The sequence below is a fragment of the Gaoshiqia sp. US2 genome (genome assembly GCF_059705485.1).
Genome location: NZ_AP048550.1, coordinates 3336973 through 3354178, shown reverse-complemented (window position 1 = coordinate 3354178; position 17206 = coordinate 3336973). Strand labels below are relative to the sequence as shown.

The 17206-nt window shown below is 40.8% G+C and carries 14 protein-coding genes; 4 read left to right on the top strand and 10 right to left on the bottom strand.

Going from position 1 to position 17206, the window contains the following annotated elements:
• Positions 1-17: 17 nt before the first annotated feature.
• Complete coding sequence (locus AC6H3C_RS13480; RefSeq protein ID WP_497515910.1) at positions 18-1058, bottom strand: Fic family protein; 1041 nt, start codon at positions 1056-1058, stop codon at positions 18-20.
• A gap of 294 nt (positions 1059-1352) precedes the next feature.
• Between AC6H3C_RS13480 and AC6H3C_RS13475 the strand changes: the two genes are divergently transcribed.
• Positions 1353-1601 carry a hypothetical protein gene (locus AC6H3C_RS13475; protein WP_497515909.1) on the top strand — a complete coding sequence of 83 codons (249 nt, stop codon included), beginning with the start codon at positions 1353-1355 and terminating at the stop codon, positions 1599-1601.
• 297 nt (positions 1602-1898) lie between these two features.
• Here AC6H3C_RS13475 and AC6H3C_RS13470 read toward each other — a convergent pair whose 3' ends face one another.
• A complete protein-coding gene (locus AC6H3C_RS13470) occupies positions 1899-2660 on the bottom strand; it encodes a phosphatase PAP2 family protein (RefSeq protein WP_497515908.1) in 762 nt (253 codons plus the stop codon).
• Positions 2661-3283: 623 nt separating this feature from the next.
• Here AC6H3C_RS13470 and ltrA (AC6H3C_RS13465) point away from each other — a divergent pair.
• Positions 3284-4591, top strand: coding sequence for a group II intron reverse transcriptase/maturase (ltrA, locus tag AC6H3C_RS13465; protein ID WP_497515907.1), 1308 nt, complete (start codon positions 3284-3286; stop codon positions 4589-4591).
• Between the two features lie 95 nt (positions 4592-4686).
• Here ltrA (AC6H3C_RS13465) and tnpC read toward each other — a convergent pair whose 3' ends face one another.
• The 3 genes from tnpC to tnpA form a co-directional block, all read right to left on the bottom strand.
• On the bottom strand, positions 4687-6366 hold the full coding sequence (tnpC, locus tag AC6H3C_RS13460) for an IS66 family transposase (RefSeq protein ID WP_497515906.1): 1680 nt from the start codon (positions 6364-6366) through the stop codon (positions 4687-4689).
• 75 nt (positions 6367-6441) lie between these two features.
• Complete coding sequence (gene tnpB, locus AC6H3C_RS13455; RefSeq protein WP_497515904.1) at positions 6442-6798, bottom strand: IS66 family insertion sequence element accessory protein TnpB; 357 nt, start codon at positions 6796-6798, stop codon at positions 6442-6444.
• A gap of 6 nt (positions 6799-6804) precedes the next feature.
• On the bottom strand, positions 6805-7110 hold the full coding sequence (gene tnpA, locus AC6H3C_RS13450; protein WP_497515903.1) for an IS66 family insertion sequence element accessory protein TnpA: 306 nt from the start codon (positions 7108-7110) through the stop codon (positions 6805-6807).
• Between the two features lie 267 nt (positions 7111-7377).
• Here tnpA and istA point away from each other — a divergent pair, with 267 nt between their 5' ends.
• Positions 7378-8928 (top strand): IS21 family transposase, encoded by a 1551-nt coding sequence (istA, locus tag AC6H3C_RS13445; protein WP_497515902.1) that lies wholly within the window; start codon positions 7378-7380, stop codon positions 8926-8928.
• 19 nt (positions 8929-8947) lie between these two features.
• Positions 8948-9667, top strand: a complete 720-nt coding sequence (gene istB / locus AC6H3C_RS13440; protein ID WP_497515901.1) for an IS21-like element helper ATPase IstB — start codon at positions 8948-8950, stop codon at positions 9665-9667.
• Between the two features lie 602 nt (positions 9668-10269).
• On the opposite strand, the gene AC6H3C_RS13435 is transcribed toward istB, so the two are convergent.
• From AC6H3C_RS13435 to ltrA (AC6H3C_RS13415), 5 genes are all read right to left on the bottom strand, one after another.
• Positions 10270-11205 carry a hypothetical protein gene (locus AC6H3C_RS13435; protein WP_497515900.1) on the bottom strand — a complete coding sequence of 312 codons (936 nt, stop codon included), beginning with the start codon at positions 11203-11205 and terminating at the stop codon, positions 10270-10272.
• Positions 11205-13526 (bottom strand): sensor histidine kinase, encoded by a 2322-nt coding sequence (locus tag AC6H3C_RS13430; RefSeq protein WP_497515899.1) that lies wholly within the window; start codon positions 13524-13526, stop codon positions 11205-11207. Before AC6H3C_RS13430 ends, AC6H3C_RS13435 begins: the two co-directional genes overlap by 1 nt.
• A complete protein-coding gene (locus AC6H3C_RS13425) occupies positions 13519-14754 on the bottom strand; it encodes a DNA cytosine methyltransferase (protein ID WP_497515898.1) in 1236 nt (411 codons plus the stop codon). Before AC6H3C_RS13425 ends, AC6H3C_RS13430 begins: the two co-directional genes overlap by 8 nt.
• A gap of 3 nt (positions 14755-14757) precedes the next feature.
• Complete coding sequence (locus AC6H3C_RS13420) at positions 14758-14970, bottom strand: helix-turn-helix transcriptional regulator (RefSeq protein WP_497515897.1); 213 nt, start codon at positions 14968-14970, stop codon at positions 14758-14760.
• A 199-nt stretch (positions 14971-15169) separates the two neighbouring features.
• Entirely contained in the window at positions 15170-16465 is a 1296-nt protein-coding gene (gene ltrA, locus AC6H3C_RS13415) for a group II intron reverse transcriptase/maturase (RefSeq protein ID WP_497515896.1), read from the bottom strand.
• Positions 16466-17206 lie beyond the last annotated feature (741 nt).

Here is a 17206-nt window from a genome sequence, read left to right as displayed (position 1 = left end):
TGGCTCGTTTTTCATTTCTAGAAATATGTTTTCACTGCAAATTCAAATTGATTTATAAAAATCTCTTTGAACTTGGAAATATTATTCTGCTCATAAAATAATAACATTGCCTTCTTGTAGTCAATAGAATCAATCGTTCTAAAGGATAAGGGACAGTGTTTTTCATTCATTAAAATTGCATTGCTCACAATTCTTGCAGTTCTTTTATTCCCATCCATAAATGGCTGAATATATGAAATCAACACTAGTGCCAACAACGCTTTTTCAAAAACACTTTTCTTAGAGTTAATTACATCACAAGAATTCCTTAATGCTTCTAAAATTTGAAATTCATTGTCTAATGGACGATAATTTGTCCCTGAAATACCAACACGGCGCTTTCTTAGATTTCGCTCTACTAACAGTTCTTTGGTCAAAATACTATGAATGTCCTCTATTTTTGAAACAGATAATGGATTCAAATAATCGGTGTTTTCAATTATGAAATCCAATGCTTCTTTATGGTTCAAAAGCATTATCGCTTCTTCCTTAGTTTTTCCAGCTGCTGTTTCCCTGTCTTTTAGCAACCTCTCGGTTTCCAATAATGAATATGTGTTACCTTCTATTTGCGAAGATTTCCAACTTAAATCAATTGCTAATCGTTCAAATTCTTTTTTATATTCAATTTCTGAGAGTTGTGAAATATTGTTCCGAAATTTTGCTTGAAGTAAGTTGAGTTTCTCTATTTCAGTTTCAGTAAAAACACTATTCTTCGCAAGAACTTCGTTGATAATTGAAAAATTGAAACTTTCTTTTATAACTCTATCATCAATTTCTTCCTCATAATACTTTTCAATGTCAATTGGCGCTAAAAGCTCAAATGTTGGGGAAATAGTATATTTGGTTCCTTTACCTTGTCCAACTGTTACAAGATAACTGTCTGTTATTAACTTTGATAAAATTCTTTTTAATGTTGCATAACTGATAGAAATGTCTACATTATCGTGGACTTCTTTTGAAGAACAGGCTCCTCTTTGCTTTATAAAGTCAATTATCTGTTGTTCTCTTGAATCAATCATTCTGAATAATTTAGCTCACAAAGATAGTTTTTATAGCTCATTAATTCGTTTATTTGAGCTTTATTTTTTCTTTAAATGAGCCACAACGCTAGCGGCTATGCCCATTTGGGGAATGCGAAGTACGAACCTATCAAAATACATAAATGAACGAACGAGCTACAACTCTTAAACAACCACTTAAACCCCAATTGGGTATGAGCCGTTGTTGAACTAAACCCGCCTTCGCGGGTAGCTGGTTTAAAATTACCCGATTCTTCCTATACTCGGAGATTATTTACCTTAAAATTTCTGAATATGAGAAAGAAATCGGGTTTTACGATGATTGAGCTACAGTTTGTTTCGGAAGAAAAGCCCGACATTGACGCGCTAATCAAAAAGCAAAAACCTCCCGAAACCAATGTTGAACGGTTTGCAAGGCTGACTGGCATAAACCCCTGCCTTTGCCCGGTGTGCAAAACCGGGAAGATGATCGCTGTAAGAGAACTGCCACGCATCCGGTCTCCGGCATGGGGCCAGTTGAACAAACCGTTAACACAATCATAATCAACAACTCCAACTTGCGTTCCCGCGCAACCGGGAGAGGTATGCCCCGTTACCGGCAAAAACGGCAAAAAAACAGGGCATAGCCATCAACGTGCTTGTGTCATTGGCGTGAAAAAGCACAAAAACCTGTCATACGTCAAAGAACCTCAGGCCGCTTTCTGCCTGTTTTATTTTAAAAAAATCACTAAAAACCTTCGGTAAGTGCATAGCCCTGGGCCCGGCGGGTGTAGTCCAACACACACTCATCGCTGGGTCTTGCAGACCGCTCAGAGTCCTATTTATTAGGCAAAGTTTATTTTAAAATCTTATTGCAAATCCTAGCCCCAATTGTTCTCCATTATAATATGGATAGAGTAATGATGCAGATTGTTTATTTCTATCGTGAAAGAGTTTCTTTGTAATATATGGATTCACCCAGTAAGCAATTTTTGTGCTTAGAATCCCAATACCTGCACCCGCTGCAACATCAGTTAACCAATGTCTGTCATTATACATTCTAAAAAAACCTGTTCCTGTCGCAATAATATAACCTGTAATTCCATACCAAACAGAAACATCTCTATATTCTTGCCAAAGAAATTCAGCTCCCATAAATGCTGTGGCAGTATGACCTGAAGGAAACGAATTATTAGAACTACCATCTGGTCTCATTATATTTGTTGTTAATTTCAGACTAGAAACAGTAGTTGCCATTATGAGATATGATGTAGCTAAAATAGTTGTTTTATCTCTAAAATTATTTTTTCCTTTTATTCCCAATGCATCTAGTGCATAAACAGTCAACATTGGTGCATATTGAGAGAAATCATCAATTGTTAGCTTCTCATCAATATTTTCATTAACCTCTTCTTTTATTTCTGAATTCCAGATTTTAAGTCCATCGCTTTCAATTCCAACAACTCCATATCCAATTAATACAGATGGAACAATTAACGATGAGTATTTAAATTCCTGTTTTTTATTCGTGGTAATAGAATCAGAGGAAGATTCCTGTCCAAAAACTCTGCAAGAAAATGATAAAAGAATCAAAATAAATAGGGAAATTTTACTGGTTGTCATGTATATGTGTCATTTTTTAATTTTGCCTAACGGTTACGTATATGAAACGTTTGGCATTTCGAAGCACTTCCCTGTCAAGTTACAACTACTTTTGATACGGGCTGAAACGTTCGATAACCCACTGATTGCCAAATGTTTTATATACGATGTGTGCGCCCTGCATAAGCAGCGCGCACACTTGTTGTAAGCTCTGGAAAAAGTTTAAAAATACAAATAAACTTTACATAGTAGCAAATAACAAGTGTGTATTTTTCCAAAGGGTGTAAATCCCTTATACGCTGGGGTAACGCCCGGAAGTATTAGCAAGTGGCAAGGTGGTTTTCCGTGAGGAATGCACTGAAGGAAGCCAAACGGCAAAATCCGGTACTGACGAACAGGAATCTGATACGAGGCTATTAAACGAGGATAAGCAAGCACATCATTGTAACGTCCGACGAACGCCAAAATCGTTTTATAGTAGATCAGGCAGGCATTGGAGGAAGGGAAAAGCTTTTACCAGGGGAGATCTCACTAACCACGTGTTGGCCGGAGTGAGAAGTCAGCAGAGGACATAGTAGCTGCCGGTAACGAGCCGATGAATGAATCGGAGGACTCACCGAGGTAGTGAAGGGCCGAACATTAAGATGTTCCAAATTCGTCAGGGAGGCATTGCCAGCCCTGTCTTAAGCGGAACAGGGCAACCGAATAAAACGAAAACGGGAATGATTGAACAGGTACTCAACCGGAGGAATATGATGCGTGCTTACCGTCAGGTGGTGTCGAACAAAGGTTCGGCAGGCGTTGATGGTATGCCGGTGAAGGAACTATATGCCCACCTGACCACTAACAGGGAGCAGATAGAATCCGAAATCCGGCAAGGGAAGTACCAACCACAAGCCATTCGAGGGGTGGAAATCCCCAAAAGCAACGGTAAAGTCCGCCTGTTGGGCGTACCTACCGTAACCGACCGGATGCTTCAACAAGCCGTTGGTCAGGTTTTAGCCATCAAATTTGAGATGGAGTTTGAAGATTACAGCTATGGTTTCCGGCCTAACCGCAATGCCCGGCAGGCCGTGTTAAAAGCGCAGGAATACATCAACTCGGGCTATCAGCATATTGTTGATATCGACCTGAAAAGCTTCTTCGATGAAGTAGACCACTGTATTTTACTGCAATTGATCTACAGGAAGGTCAAATGCCCGCTCACGCTACGGCTGATCCGCAAATGGCTGAGAGCGCCGATTCAAATCAACGGCAACTTGGTCAAGCGCCGTAAAGGCGTGCCACAGGGAAGCCCGCTTAGCCCGCTGTTGTCCAACATCATGCTCAATGAGTTGGACAAAGAACTGGAAAAGCAAGGATTTCGCTATGTGCGCTATGCCGATGATTTTAGTGTGTACACCAACAGTAAAACGGCAGCCTGCAAGATTGGCAACAGCATTTTCCTGTTTCTAAAGGATAAGCTGAAACTGCCCATCAACCGGGAGAAAAGCGGCATCCGCCGTCCGGTCAACTTCAAGGTTTTGGGCTACGGATTCGTACCCACTTACCGAAAAGGGGAGAAAGGCAAATACCAACTGGTTGCAAGCGAAAAGAGTTGGAAATCACTCAAAGAAAAGCTGAAAACGATCACCCGAAAAACCACCCCGATGAGCTTCGACGAGCGCATCCAAAAGCTCAAAGAAGTCTCCCAGGGTTGGCTTAATTACTTCCGGATGGCCAGTATCCAGGTCAAACTGAAGGATATCGACGGGTGGCTGAGGAATCGCCTGCGGTACTGTATCTGGCATCATTGGAAAAAGCCGGAACGGAAACGAAAGAACCTGATCCGGTTGGGTGTTTCACCCGAACAGGCCTACCAATGGAGCCGTTCGCGAATGGGGGGATGGGCTATTGCCCAAAGCCCGATTCTGGGAACGACCATTACCCTGGAGCGATTGCGAAAAAGGTAAGCATTCGGCCTGCCACGTATACTGAATTTTCTCTTAGACCGGGGATACCAGCCTGAGATTTGGAATTTTCTAAGTTCTACTGGAATCTCTTGGAATTAGTTGGAGTTTTCTGAAAAACTCTGGCATTTGTTGGATTTTTTCCAACGGTGTGGCAAAAGGTCGGCCAAGTCTAAATCGTAGTTGTTGTTGTACAATGAGATTCTGGTAAATACATCGGTCAACCATTCCCGGGGATTCACATCACTGGCTTTACAGCACCCCAGCAGGGAATACATGATGGCAGCATTCTCTGCCGACTCATGATTGCCACAAAACAAATACCCCTTTCTTCCTACGGCCAGTGGCCTGATGGCATTTTCGGCCAGGTTGTTGTCAGGCAGGTAGCGGCCATCCAAATGATAGCGGGACAGACGCATAAAAAGATTGTAGGTATAAGCCAGCGCTTTGCCCATTCTACCACCCGGCAGCGCTTTAGGGTAATATCCTTCAATCCATTTTTCAAAGGCACGCATAATTGGATAGGCCAGCCGTTTTCGAAGTTCAGCTCTTTGCCGGAAATCCATTTCCTGGTCAGTGGCCATTTCTTCAACTTGATAGAGTTTGGCTATTTGTGCCAATGCATACCCTGCTCCGGCTTTGTCTTCGGGAAGACTTTCGGAGAATTTGCGGCGCGCATGCGCCCAGCAACCCAGGAGCAAAACACCTTTCTTTTGCTCATAGATTGAGTATGCCTGATAACCGTCGGTTTGAACAGCTCCCTGGTAATTTTTCAAAAGATCAACCACTACTTTCCCGGCCCGGGAGCCTTTATCGTAGTGAAAGAAAACAAGGTTGTCCATTACCGAGCGGACCATCCACAGGTAAGCTTTACTGGCTTTGTGCTTTTCGTTATTGATAACCGGGATGGTGCTTTCATCAACCTGGATGTAGTCGGATGCCAGAATGAGTTCTTTTAAGCGAAGATAAAGCGCCCGAAGTAAATCGCTGCTGCCCTGGAACCAACCATTAACGGTTGATGCGGGCAATCTTACCCCGACCATCTTTAATATGGCAATCTGACGATGAAAAGGCAGGTGGTAAAAATATTTGTTCATCATCAGCTCGGCCAACAACGAAGGGCCGGCATTGCTTCGGGGTAAAGGCAATAGTGGCATGGATGCAATACGGATAGCCGGGTTTTCCTTCCGGTCCTGTTCATTCGTAATATTTTCTTCTCCTGCTGATTGCTTTACGGCGTATTTTGGGCGTTCTATCCGGCGTACATAAATCTCGCCGGGTTTGTGTTCAAGTATTTCTGTTACTTCCTCGCCAATGCGTACCCAGTTATCCTGGACTCCTTCGGGCTCTATTACTTCTATCTCCCGCCTGAGGTGGTCTGGAAGCGGCTGGCGAACAGCGTTCTTTTTCTCTCTTTCAGGCTTGCGCCGTTCATACTCGATTAACTCTTTCTCTGCATCTTTTATGGCGATCTGTTCTTCAGAAAGTACATCCAGGCCATCCCAGTCAATCTTTCTTTGATTGGGATCTTCTGCAATATGCTTTTCGCTGGATTTCCCAAAAAACTTGTGGCGAAACCAGGCCAGCTGATCGGTAAGCTTATGGATTTGCTGGTCTTTTTGAGCTACGACAACCTCGAGTTTCTGATTTTTGGACTCCAGGGCTTCCAAGGCCCCGTTATCGACTTTTCGCAACCGGGAAAGCTCCTGGAACAGCTCATCACGTTCCTGAAGAAGCTCCTGGATTAACACATCTTTACCGGTTGCAAAATCGCTCATTTACCACTGTTTGATTATGAGCGTAAAGATAGTAAAATCAAGGCTTTCAGCCAATTTTTGGTGCCTGAAAAAAAACTAAAAAAGTGCTTCGCTTTGTCGCTTTTTCAAGAGCCTTTTTTTAGGCTTCACATTTTTTACAATCATCATTAAATCGTGCCAATCAATGGACTGAGACGTGAGGGCTTCACCGAAGGTGGGAAGCTTAAAAACCCCACTTTCAAGCTTCTTGTGATAGATAACCAGGCCACCGTGCTCCAGGTGCAGAATCTTCATGATGGTGAGTCTTCGGTTGACAAAAATGAAAACCTCACCGCTTTGAACATCGCGTTTCATGACCGAGCTTACTATGCCACTGAGGGTGTAAAAGCTTTTGCGCATATCCACCGGTGCCGGATAAAGAAAGTACTTTAGCTTACCATGTAAATGAAACATCCGGCTCTAATCAAACAGGTGAACAATTGCTTTTAGCAAATGCATATCGGCCTTATCTCTTATCATCATTTTTGTACCGTTGGGAAACACAAACTCGATGGGAGCCTGATTGCCTGGGATACCGGAACTATTGATGGGAGCCTGGATTGTCCGCCGACTGGCAACCGGTAAGTTGGAATCAAAGACCAGCGGAACAAAACTCTCGGGCTGATGCCGCGACATCTCACCCAATTGTTTCTTCCAGTAGTAGAATGTGGAAGGGGCAAAGCCCTGGTTGGAACAAAAGTCCTTTACGTACATATTCCGGAGCATACCCACCCACTTTTGAGTAGAAACATTTCAGTTCCAAATTGAAAGTTGATCCTTCAAAACCACGTTTTTCATGTCTGTTTTCGCTAAAAATAGGCTTAAAACAGGATGAGAAGACAAAAAACTGTAACAAAAACACTTGAATTCCGGAGCATACCCGTTCACGGATTGGCACTTTTCATTTTCCGGAGCATATCCGTTCATTCGCACCTTTGCAACAATATAATCACCCAACTGAGCAAAGGCAATATGGCAGGAAAATCAGCAAGTATGAGTAGAATAAAACAAGTTCTCCAGTTGAGCGGGAACGGAGTGTCGAACCGTCAAATAGCCAAGGATTTGGACATAAACAAAGAGACGGTCAATAATTATGTTCGGTTTTTTAACCTTGATTCATTGACGCTAAAACAAGCATTGAGCATGGAAGATCCCGAACTTGAAGCACGCTTCAGGGCAGGCAATCCGGCATATACAGACTACCGGCACCAAACGTTTTTAGATGAGTTGCCACATTTTAAAGCCTCGTTGGGGCACAAACATGTAACCCGATTTCTTGTATGGCAGGAATATATCGCCAAGCATCCTGACGGCTATCGTAAGACTCAGTTTTTCCATCACTTAAAACAGCAATTAGCAGCCGCTAAACCTACAACGGTGTTGAGTGATACGTATGTACCGGGCGAAAAATTATTTGTCGATTTTGCAGGCGATACAATGGAATATATAAACACAGAAACAGGTGAAATAACCAAGGTGCAAGTATTTGTGGCCTGTTTGCCTTACACGGATTATGCTTTTGCGATGTGCATTCCCTCTCAACGGGTGGAGGATTTTCTACATGCCATTTCCAAGTGTTTGGAAGCCATTGGGGGCGTACCCAAGATTTTGGTAACCGACAACCTTAAATCGGCTGTAATAAAGGCAGACAGGTATGAACCAACGCTGAACAAAGCATTGGAAGACATGGGCAACCATTATCACTTTGTAACCATTCCCTGCCGCCCATATTCTCCTACACACAAGGCATTGGTAGAGAACCAGGTGAAGATCATTTACCGACGGGTATATGCCAAGCTGCGCAGCACCACGTTTTATTCATTGGAGGATTTGAATGAAGCGGTATCGCAAAAAATGCTTGAACACAATCAAACACGGATGCAACAACGCCCCTACAGCCGTGAAGAACAATTTTTTGCGGTTGAAAAGGACACGCTCTCCCCTTTGCCCGAACAGCCTTATGAAATGAAGTTTACCTGCAATTTGCAAGTCCGTAACGATGGGTTTGTTTGCCTGGCACGCGACAAACATTATTACTCCGTCCCCTTTATCCATATTGGCAAACGCAGCCATATAATTTACACCCGCACATTGGTCAAGATATTTGTAAACAATGAATTGGTGGCTACACATGAGCGTCGCTTAGGCTTTGGGCATACGCACATAAAAGAACATCTGGCATCCAATTCCAATGCCTTTTTGAGCCGTTCGCCCGAGTATTATCAGGAGAAAGCGGATAAGCACAGTGCTGTATTTAAGCAGCTTGTATCGAACATGTTTCTTGATTTGGAACAACGCCAGATTCCTCCCGAGTTTAAATACAAGACCTGTGATTATATGCTCTCGATAGGGCGGAAAACACCAATTGCCGATTTTGAACAAGCCTGCCGGATTGCCATCCAAAACAGGTCATACTCGGGCAAGTTTTTACAAAACGTAATCAACAATCTTAATGTGGCGAAATCGCAGATCCAGAGTGAGAAATGCATGAATCCACAACCAACGAACCATGAAAACATGCGGGGAAACTCGTATTATAAATAACCAATTGAAAAAACATTGTATGCAAGAAATTGAAAAATCGCTTCACAAACTGAAGCTTCCCGGTATGGCCGATTGCTGGACCTCCCTGTGTGAAACACGCAGGGCCGACAAACTCTCACTTCGTGATGGGCTGCAGCTAATGTTGCAAACCGAACAGGACACCCGAAAAACAAACCGTATAGCCCGGTTGCTCAAAGAAGCCGCGTTCCCGTATCCGGCTTCGCTGGAGGAACTTGATTATGGCACAGCCAGAGGTGTTGACGCAACCACTGTGGCACTGTTGGGTACGTGTGGATTTGTCCGCAATGGACAAACAATAGTGATTAACGGACCTACCGGAACAGGCAAAACCTATTTAGCTGTTGCCTTGGGCGATAGGGCATGTCGATTGGGATTTAATGTCGCATTCATTACTATGCAAAAGTTATTAGACAGAATCAAGCTCGAACGATTGCAAGGTCAAGAAATGCGATTCATGGAAAAGCTCTCACGGGTGGACATGTTAATCATAGATGACTTTGGCATGAAAGCATTAGAAGGGCAACAACAAAACGATTTTCAACAAATTGTTGATGACAGATATCGAAAAAAAGCATTGATAATATCCAGCCAGCTACCGGTAAACGACTGGTATGCAGTTATAGGAAATGAATTGATTGCAGAATCTTGTTTGGACAGAATTGTCCATAAGTCGATACGTTTTCAATTAAAAGGAGAAAGTCTTAGAAAGAAGTATTAATTTTATATCTGCCTAATCGTTTTTGAACAAAAAGTGAACGGATATCACCGGAAAACGTGAACGGGTATCACCGGAATATGTACTTTACGTTCAAGCCCGACTCCTGATACTCCTGGAAGAGCCTCTCAAATGTTGATCGTGTCATCCTCATTTTTTTCCATCAAAGAAACGGCGAGATCCCCTGGCTGGCAATATGTATTACGCCGAATGCTTACCGAAAAAGAGGTTATCAAGCGTTGCTTACGTATTACGAGAAAGTTGCCCCATATCTTAATGAACCGCTGTATACGAGACCCGTACGTACAGTGGTGTGAGAGGCTCTCCCCGTCAGCTAATTACTGGCGGGGCAGTCTACTCGATTATGCCCTGGCGTTCTTTCATCCATGTCTTGCTACCCTTATCAATATTTAGTTTTGCGACCAAATATCCAAATGTATTTCTATCGGGTTGCGTATTGGAGTTTTTAAAATTTTTAGAAGGGAAGGAAATTTTTAATTTTTTCTTTAGCGGGTGGGACAGGCATACTCTTTGGCAAGCTTTGGTTTGCATGTCGGCTTGCGGGGCTTGCCAATGTGTTTGACTGTGAAGAGTTGGCATTTGGTTTACTTGATACCCAAAAATGCTTTCAGGTTTTCAATTTCTCTTTTGTGGTCAATAAGTTTCTTCCGTATTTCTATACACTTAGCTGTATCAAATTCAAAATCTTCTCCCTCAATTTGTCCTTTTAAAACGACCTTATCACCGTTTTTCTCAGCTTTGGAGTGTGCAAATTTGTTTCGGATTTTTATCACATCTTCAAAGTAGGTTTTATTAAATTCAAGGAACTTCTTTATTTCATCTGCTGTATTTGATTTGCTAAATTCTTTCAATGAATCCCGAAATATGCCCCACTTCCTATTTGCTTCGATGAACTTAAACGAACTGTCAAATCCAACTTTCTGATGTCTTTCAATAAATTTATCAGGATTCTTAGTTAGAAAATCTTTTACATAAAATTCCACAATGCTATTTAATTCATCATCTGACTTTTTCAAATGATTACGTAAAATAGCTATTGAAAGGGCTTCTATCTCAACATCCAATTCGCTTGTTGCCTCAGTTATTAATCCTCTGGTTGCATTTAGTTCAAATAACTTTCTTACTGTGAGTTCAATTACCTTTTCAATTTTATCCAATAGACTATCACGACCAATTTGAATATTGATTCGTTCCATAAATGCCAATCGCTCTTTTACTGCTGCATCTTGGATAAAATTTGTTTTAGCCGAATAGAACAATATTTCGGTGTCTAGCTTTTTTTCTTCCCGCAATCGGTAAATGACAACATCACCATTCTCTTTATTCAGATTAAAGTCGGAAATAATCAAGTCGTAACTTATATCCAAATACTTATCAAGCTCTGCTTCATCAAAAACCGTAACGATATTTGGCTCAAAACCCAATTCAATAAGATATTCCTTGATGCTTTCGACATCTCCATTTGTTATGTATTCCTTGAGGTCGTTATCCAACCATAGTATGTTGTAATCCAGTTTCATTACTTATTGCTTTTAAAAGAGATGAGGAATTCCACACCTTTACTGAGTTTGTTATTTACTTTTATTGTTCCGTTTAAACTTTCAATGATTTCCTTTACGTGATAAAGACCGATTCCTGAACCCCTGCGGGAAGTGGTGAAACCAAAATCAAAAATGCTGTCCACAATATTATCGGCAATGCCTTTCCCATCATCTTTGAAGGATAGCTGAATTGATTTACCGGACATTGTCCAAGTCAGTTCAACCATGGATGCTCCGTGTTTGGATGAATTGCTAATGAGGTTGTCCAATACAATAATCATATCAATAGGGTTGAATTTGATTTTATGCTCCAATCCTTTAAGCATATTAATTTTCACATTCAGCAGTTCTCTATTGATGCGTAAATCATCACGAAGTTTATACACGTTTTCAATGTATTCGTTGGTGAATGAGATTACATCTACATCCAGTTTGTTTGAATGAATATTGAAATTGACCTTTTTAAAGTATTTTGAAAATGAAGTGATTTTTTCGTTTTGTTGACTTAATCGCTTAACAATGCTTTGCAATTCATCCTTTGAAGCATTGCTGTTTATTGCCTTAACAAGGTTTTCAATGTCTTTTTTGATAAAATTGGTTGTTAAGCCAATGTGATGCAAAATGCTTTCTAAATTCTTGGTGTCATCACTAATGTCCTTTTGAAGAAAGTTTTTTTGGCTTACAACATAGTCAAGCTTCTTTTCGGTCTCCTTGCGTTTTTCTTCCTCTATAGCTGCTTTTGCTTTATCCCGGTCTGCATCAGCTTTTATTTCCCTAACAGCCTTTTCAATCTTTTTCGCTTCTTTAACCATTTCCGGATTCCCAGACTTGGCAGCTACTTTTGATATGTTTTTTACAATCTTATCAACACTCTGTTCTTGTTTTTCCGAAATGATTTTAAGAAAATCTTTGTCATATTGAATGTCTATTATATCCTTCGAGTTGATAAAACCTGAAATAAGCTCCAATATTTGAATCTTAACATCCTTTGCCCATAGTTCAGGGGTAACTTCTCCTGTTTCCTTGTTTACCCTTTCATCTCCCCATTGAATAACATTCACAACATATGTCTCTAATCGTTTTAGAACATAATCATTGAAGAAATCAACTAAATCACGATAAGTTTGAGTTTTTACAAGTCCTCCATCCCTACTGGTCGTTTCTCTCAATTCAGGTTGGTTGCCGTTTATTTCAATGCGCCCAATTAAATCCCTTGTGCTGAGAAATCGCTTATATCCCTGTTGCTTTCTTCTTTCAATACCTAGGCCGTCTTCGCCCTCTTCGCCATAAGGATAAACCCTGAACCCATTTTTATACATAAAAACGGAACCGTATTTAACCGGTTCCATTCCCATTAATCGAGTGAAATTTGCTTTTGCCGCTCTGTTTAATTGAAACAAATAAACGCCTACATTTTTCAAATCCTTGTACGGATTTTTTTCTTTCAGGTAATAAATCAAATCGCCTCTATCCTGTAATGTAGTTTCAATGTAATCACCTTTCGGGCTAATTTGAACAAGAATATTTGAGGTTTTTATTTCAAGAGTTTCAAAAATGGAGTTCCTAACAAGTCCGTTTACAATTTCTAAATCATTTTTCTTTTCACCCTTTTTGTTTTTTTCCTTGTCAAGTGCTAATTCATCTTTAGCAATTATTTCAATTTCAAAATTATCACTATCGTTTTCCTGATTGGGGTTAATGAGTTTAGCTAATGACTTCTTTAATTTTAAAATTTGTTCTCTATCCCAATTATCACGAAGTCCGGTAATTTCTAAAACTGTTCCTTTTTTTAGTTTGTAAGCGTTTTCAGTAAGTACTTTGTGCGTTACCTTGATGTTTACAAATTCTTCATCATCAGCGTTTTCAAAGTCCTCCCAATTCACTACAAGGTTTTCAATCTTTGGCTTGGATTCATCCTTAATAGTTATGAGGTTTAAGAATCTTCCCAATCTGTCACAAGAAAAGCGACCTACTCCTTTTGCTCCGGCAAATACTCTTTGCGTTTTTATTTTGTCCCTATAATCTTCATTCTCTTTACCCAAACGCTTGGCAGAATAAGCCACAAACAACCACTTATTTTTAAGGTCGTCATAGTTCATTCCTTTACCGTTGTCTTTAATAATTATTCTTGCGTTGTCGGGTTCATAGTTGTTTTCAAAAATTACTTCAACTTTTGATGCGTTTGCATCAAATGAGTTTTTGACTAATTCAAAAACGGCAACAAACTCATCGGTAATCAGTTCCTTACCGATAAGGTCTTTTAATGCTGCACTTATTTTGAATGTCTCAGTATTAGCCATTTAGAATTTGTTTTAAAGCTAATCCGGCTTGTTCGCCAAACAGTGGTGGAATTGCATTACCCACCTGTGTATATCTCGGAACTTCCACAATCCGCAATTTCCCTCCGGTTGTATATTTCGCTTTGAATTCAAACCAGTCCGGAAATGTTTGAATTCGGGCATATTCTCTAACGCTTAAAATTCTTGGTTCGCAATAATGAACATAATCGTCAGGATGTGATGTAAGTGTTGGAGCAGGTTTGTTAGGGTCTAAAACGACAATGCCTCTTTTTTTGATGTTGAACTTTTCTCTTTCTTTTCCCTCAATCTTTTTCCCTTTTGGGGCTTTAGATATAAGCGTTTGAAACAGTAATATTGTTTCCTTACCGTGGTTAGCGAAACGGTGACTGTCAGGAACAGATTTTGACGAAACTTTTGACCGCATCAATTTTTGATACGGACTTTGCGCTTTGCTGTAAACAGAAGATAGAAACCCAATTGAATCAGGGCAATCAACCGTTCCGTTTTTCTCTAACAAATCAGAAATAGCATCTTGCAGGCTTTGGGTTAAGCCTAAACCTTTGTTTACCAAAAAGGATTTTCTTTTACTTTTTAGCAAATCAAAGAAATGACTTGGGATAAAGTGTGATTTTTCAAAAATGTCCTTTCTTATACCAACTAAAATAAAGCGTGTTCTTTTTTGAGGTATTCCAAATTCCGAAAAGTCAATCAGTTCTCCATAAACTTCGTATCCTTTAAAATCTTTTCCTGAACGTCTCAAAGCTTTCTGAACAAACTCGGAATATTTAATTCCTTTGCTACGGTTCTTCTCAAAGCGTTGGGTAAATCCTTTTACGTTTTCAAAGAAGATAATTTTCGGCTGAACAAGACGAATGAACTTGATATAGGAACTTATCAATTCGTTTCTGTGGTCGCTTTCTTCTCTGCGTCCGGCAGTAGAAAAGCCCTGACAAGGCGGTCCTCCGGCAACCAAATCAACTTTACCTCTTAATTTTTTTAGTTCTTTTATTTTCCCTTTTAGCACTTCGTCTATATCGTGCTGGGTTTTTTCTAACCAATCAGGCCAGTCAAAATGATTAAGATTGTCAATTAAGTTGTGTTTCAACGTTGCAAAAGCATAAGGGCTTTTTTCAATAGCAAATAGTCCTTTCCATCCGGATTGATTTAAGCCAAGAGAAAGTCCTCCGCAACCAGCAAACAAATCAATGTATGTGTTTTTTGTCGGCATATATTATTTCTCTTTTGTAGGATTAAGCAGTTGTCGTATGTCAACGTCAAGAACATTGGCGATTTCAGCAAGCGTTTCAATAGAGGGTTGTCTCACGTTGTTACACCATTGTGAAACAGTCGCCTGATTTTTTCCGAGTTCGTCAGCGAGCCATTTGTTCTTCTTGTTTAGCTCCGCTAATACAACTCTAATCCTATTTAGCTCTTTAGTAGTCAATTTCTTTGTGTTTTAGGCAAAGATATGTATAATTCAGTAAAAGAAGTTCTCTGTCAAGTAAATTTGTTTGCGTGGGCAAAAATTTAGCTCTTTTGGCTTTGCGAAGGGTCGGCTTTGTGGGCAGGGGCAAAGCCAAAGTCGAGTAGGCAAGGGCATTTCAGCCCAAGCCTCTCACAAAACCGTACGTGAAACTCTCGCTTCATACGGCTTTTGTCAATTTTAAACCTGTTACGGTGGTTTCATGTTGCCATGATGCAAATAAAGTTGGCTTTGATTTCTGAATGTTAGCCAGAAACTGATGTGCTTTCTTTAATTTGTTCCGTAATGATTTATACCTGTTCATAACCCATTTTATTAATCGGCGATGTAAGCACCGAAAAATAAATGACATGGCTGATGGACGGAACTTGCCATAGTAATTTATCCATCCTTTCAGTTGCGGGTTTAACTCCGCTGCAATGCTTTCTATGGTGGCACTTGTCCAACGATGAAAGTTTGTTTGCCGTAAGGTTTCTAAAATACGTTTACCCGATTTGACGCTGATTGCCAAATCAAAACCCAAGAATAGATGCCCATCTTTTGTTTTCGATGACCGTGGTTTGAATGTAAACCCAAGAAAATCGAATTTTACCAATTCGAAGTCTCCTGTCCGCTTGTGGTCTTTACAATAAACAAGCTTTGTCTTTTCAGGATGCAGTTCCAGCTTACAATCTTGCATGCGTTTTCGCAGTCGTTCCAACACGTACCGTGCCTGTTCTAACGATTTGCAATGAATCACAATATCATCGGCATACCGTTCAAACTTTACCCCGTTAAAATACTTGGTCAGCCATTGGTCGAAAGCATAGTGCAGAAACAGGTTGGCAAGCAAAGGGCTGATAACCCCACCTTGCGGTGTGCCTTTGCCTTGTTTGTGTAACATATCACCGTTGGATTTCTGCACAGGTGCAGTTAACCAACGAACAACGTACATCTTTGCCCATTTCTCGCTAACATGCTTATCGATGGCAAGCAACAACTTTTCATGGTCTATATTATCAAAGAACCCTTTAATGTCAATATCAATCACCCAATTAAACAGCCAACAGTTGCGCCTTGCCTTTCGGAGTGCATCATGTGCGCTCTTGTTGGGGCGGTAACCATAACTGTCTTCATGGAAAATTACTTCCATTCTTGGCTCTAAATAATCTTTAACCACCATTTGTGCCACCCTGTCCCCTACTGTTGGTATCCCGAGCTTTCGGGTTTTACCATCGGATTTGGGTATCTCAACTTCCTTTACAGGGGGTGGAAAGTACGAACCCGATGAAAGCCTGTTCCATAGCTTGTACAGGTTATTTGACAAGTTTTCCTCAAATTGCTTGAGGCTTTCCCCGTCAATCCCTGCCGAACCTCCGTTGGCTTTCACTTTCTTGTAAGCTTCCCATACCATTGGTTTTGTAACCGGTATTGGTTTTGTTCCACTCATTTTAATCCTCCTTGCCAAAAATGGCATGTTGTTAAAATTTGTTTTACTAATTGACCTAAACCCTTCGCTCCTTCTATGTTTCCATAGCTCTCAACACTACTACGGTTTAGTCCGCCCCCATACATCGCTTTGGTACTTTCTGCCTCGTGTTGTCGCACTTGTGCATTTTCCCTTATCATCAACGTATGGGTTCCCTCGTTCCATCAATGAGCCTGGTTAAAGTTCATGCCCCCTTAATATCGGTTGGCACATAGCCAGTAAACAGGTATCTGCTATGCTCGTCCTGCCAATAGCACAAAATAGGCAGTTTCGCCAACGGGTTACATTTTCTCGACACTTCATCAGAGGTTCACTTGCGTTCATCTCCTTTAACCGTACCTGACTCCTTTTATGAAGCCTTTTCTTTATTGCTAAGCACCAATGCCCTTTCAGTCAAAAGCACCATAAAGTGGTTTGAAAGCTGCTCCTGCATGCCGCTTTCGGTGGGACATCCACCATCTCAATGATAGCATGTTAAAGAACATTATGTCCTCTTACTTCGAGGCGCACTGTGCTAAATGTGCGCTGGGAAAAAAATAAAAATGCGGGTCGGCAAAAATTTTAAAAACATTCAGGTCGGCTTTGAGTGTCGGCTCGTTGGTCTTTGTCAAGATGCTAAAGAACTGTCCAGTTAATGTCCGCTTAATTGTCAGGTTGCAAAGTCTCCGTTTTCAGTCATCTCAGGGTTGCACCGTCTTTTTACGCTTGTGCACAACGTCGAAATATATT

What these genes read in the sequence shown, in the direction of transcription:
- tnpB (WP_497515904.1), bottom strand. Translation starts at nt 6,798, where the DNA reads ATGTTTCATTTACATGGTAAGCTAAAGTACTTTCTTTATCCGGCACCG.
- AC6H3C_RS13425 (WP_497515898.1), bottom strand. Translation starts at nt 14,754, where the DNA reads ATGCCGACAAAAAACACATACATTGATTTGTTTGCTGGTTGCGGAGGA.
- istB (WP_497515901.1), top strand. Translation starts at nt 8,948, where the DNA reads ATGCAAGAAATTGAAAAATCGCTTCACAAACTGAAGCTTCCCGGTATG.
- AC6H3C_RS13430 (WP_497515899.1), bottom strand. Translation starts at nt 13,526, where the DNA reads ATGGCTAATACTGAGACATTCAAAATAAGTGCAGCATTAAAAGACCTT.
- ltrA (WP_497515896.1), bottom strand. Translation starts at nt 16,465, where the DNA reads ATGCCATTTTTGGCAAGGAGGATTAAAATGAGTGGAACAAAACCAATA.
- AC6H3C_RS13480 (WP_497515910.1), bottom strand. Translation starts at nt 1,058, where the DNA reads ATGATTGATTCAAGAGAACAACAGATAATTGACTTTATAAAGCAAAGA.
- ltrA (WP_497515907.1), top strand. Translation starts at nt 3,284, where the DNA reads ATGTTCCAAATTCGTCAGGGAGGCATTGCCAGCCCTGTCTTAAGCGGA.
- AC6H3C_RS13470 (WP_497515908.1), bottom strand. Translation starts at nt 2,660, where the DNA reads ATGACAACCAGTAAAATTTCCCTATTTATTTTGATTCTTTTATCATTT.
- tnpC (WP_497515906.1), bottom strand. Translation starts at nt 6,366, where the DNA reads ATGAGCGATTTTGCAACCGGTAAAGATGTGTTAATCCAGGAGCTTCTT.
- tnpA (WP_497515903.1), bottom strand. Translation starts at nt 7,110, where the DNA reads ATGCTCCGGAATATGTACGTAAAGGACTTTTGTTCCAACCAGGGCTTT.
- AC6H3C_RS13435 (WP_497515900.1), bottom strand. Translation starts at nt 11,205, where the DNA reads ATGAAACTGGATTACAACATACTATGGTTGGATAACGACCTCAAGGAA.
- AC6H3C_RS13475 (WP_497515909.1), top strand. Translation starts at nt 1,353, where the DNA reads ATGAGAAAGAAATCGGGTTTTACGATGATTGAGCTACAGTTTGTTTCG.
- istA (WP_497515902.1), top strand. Translation starts at nt 7,378, where the DNA reads ATGAGTAGAATAAAACAAGTTCTCCAGTTGAGCGGGAACGGAGTGTCG.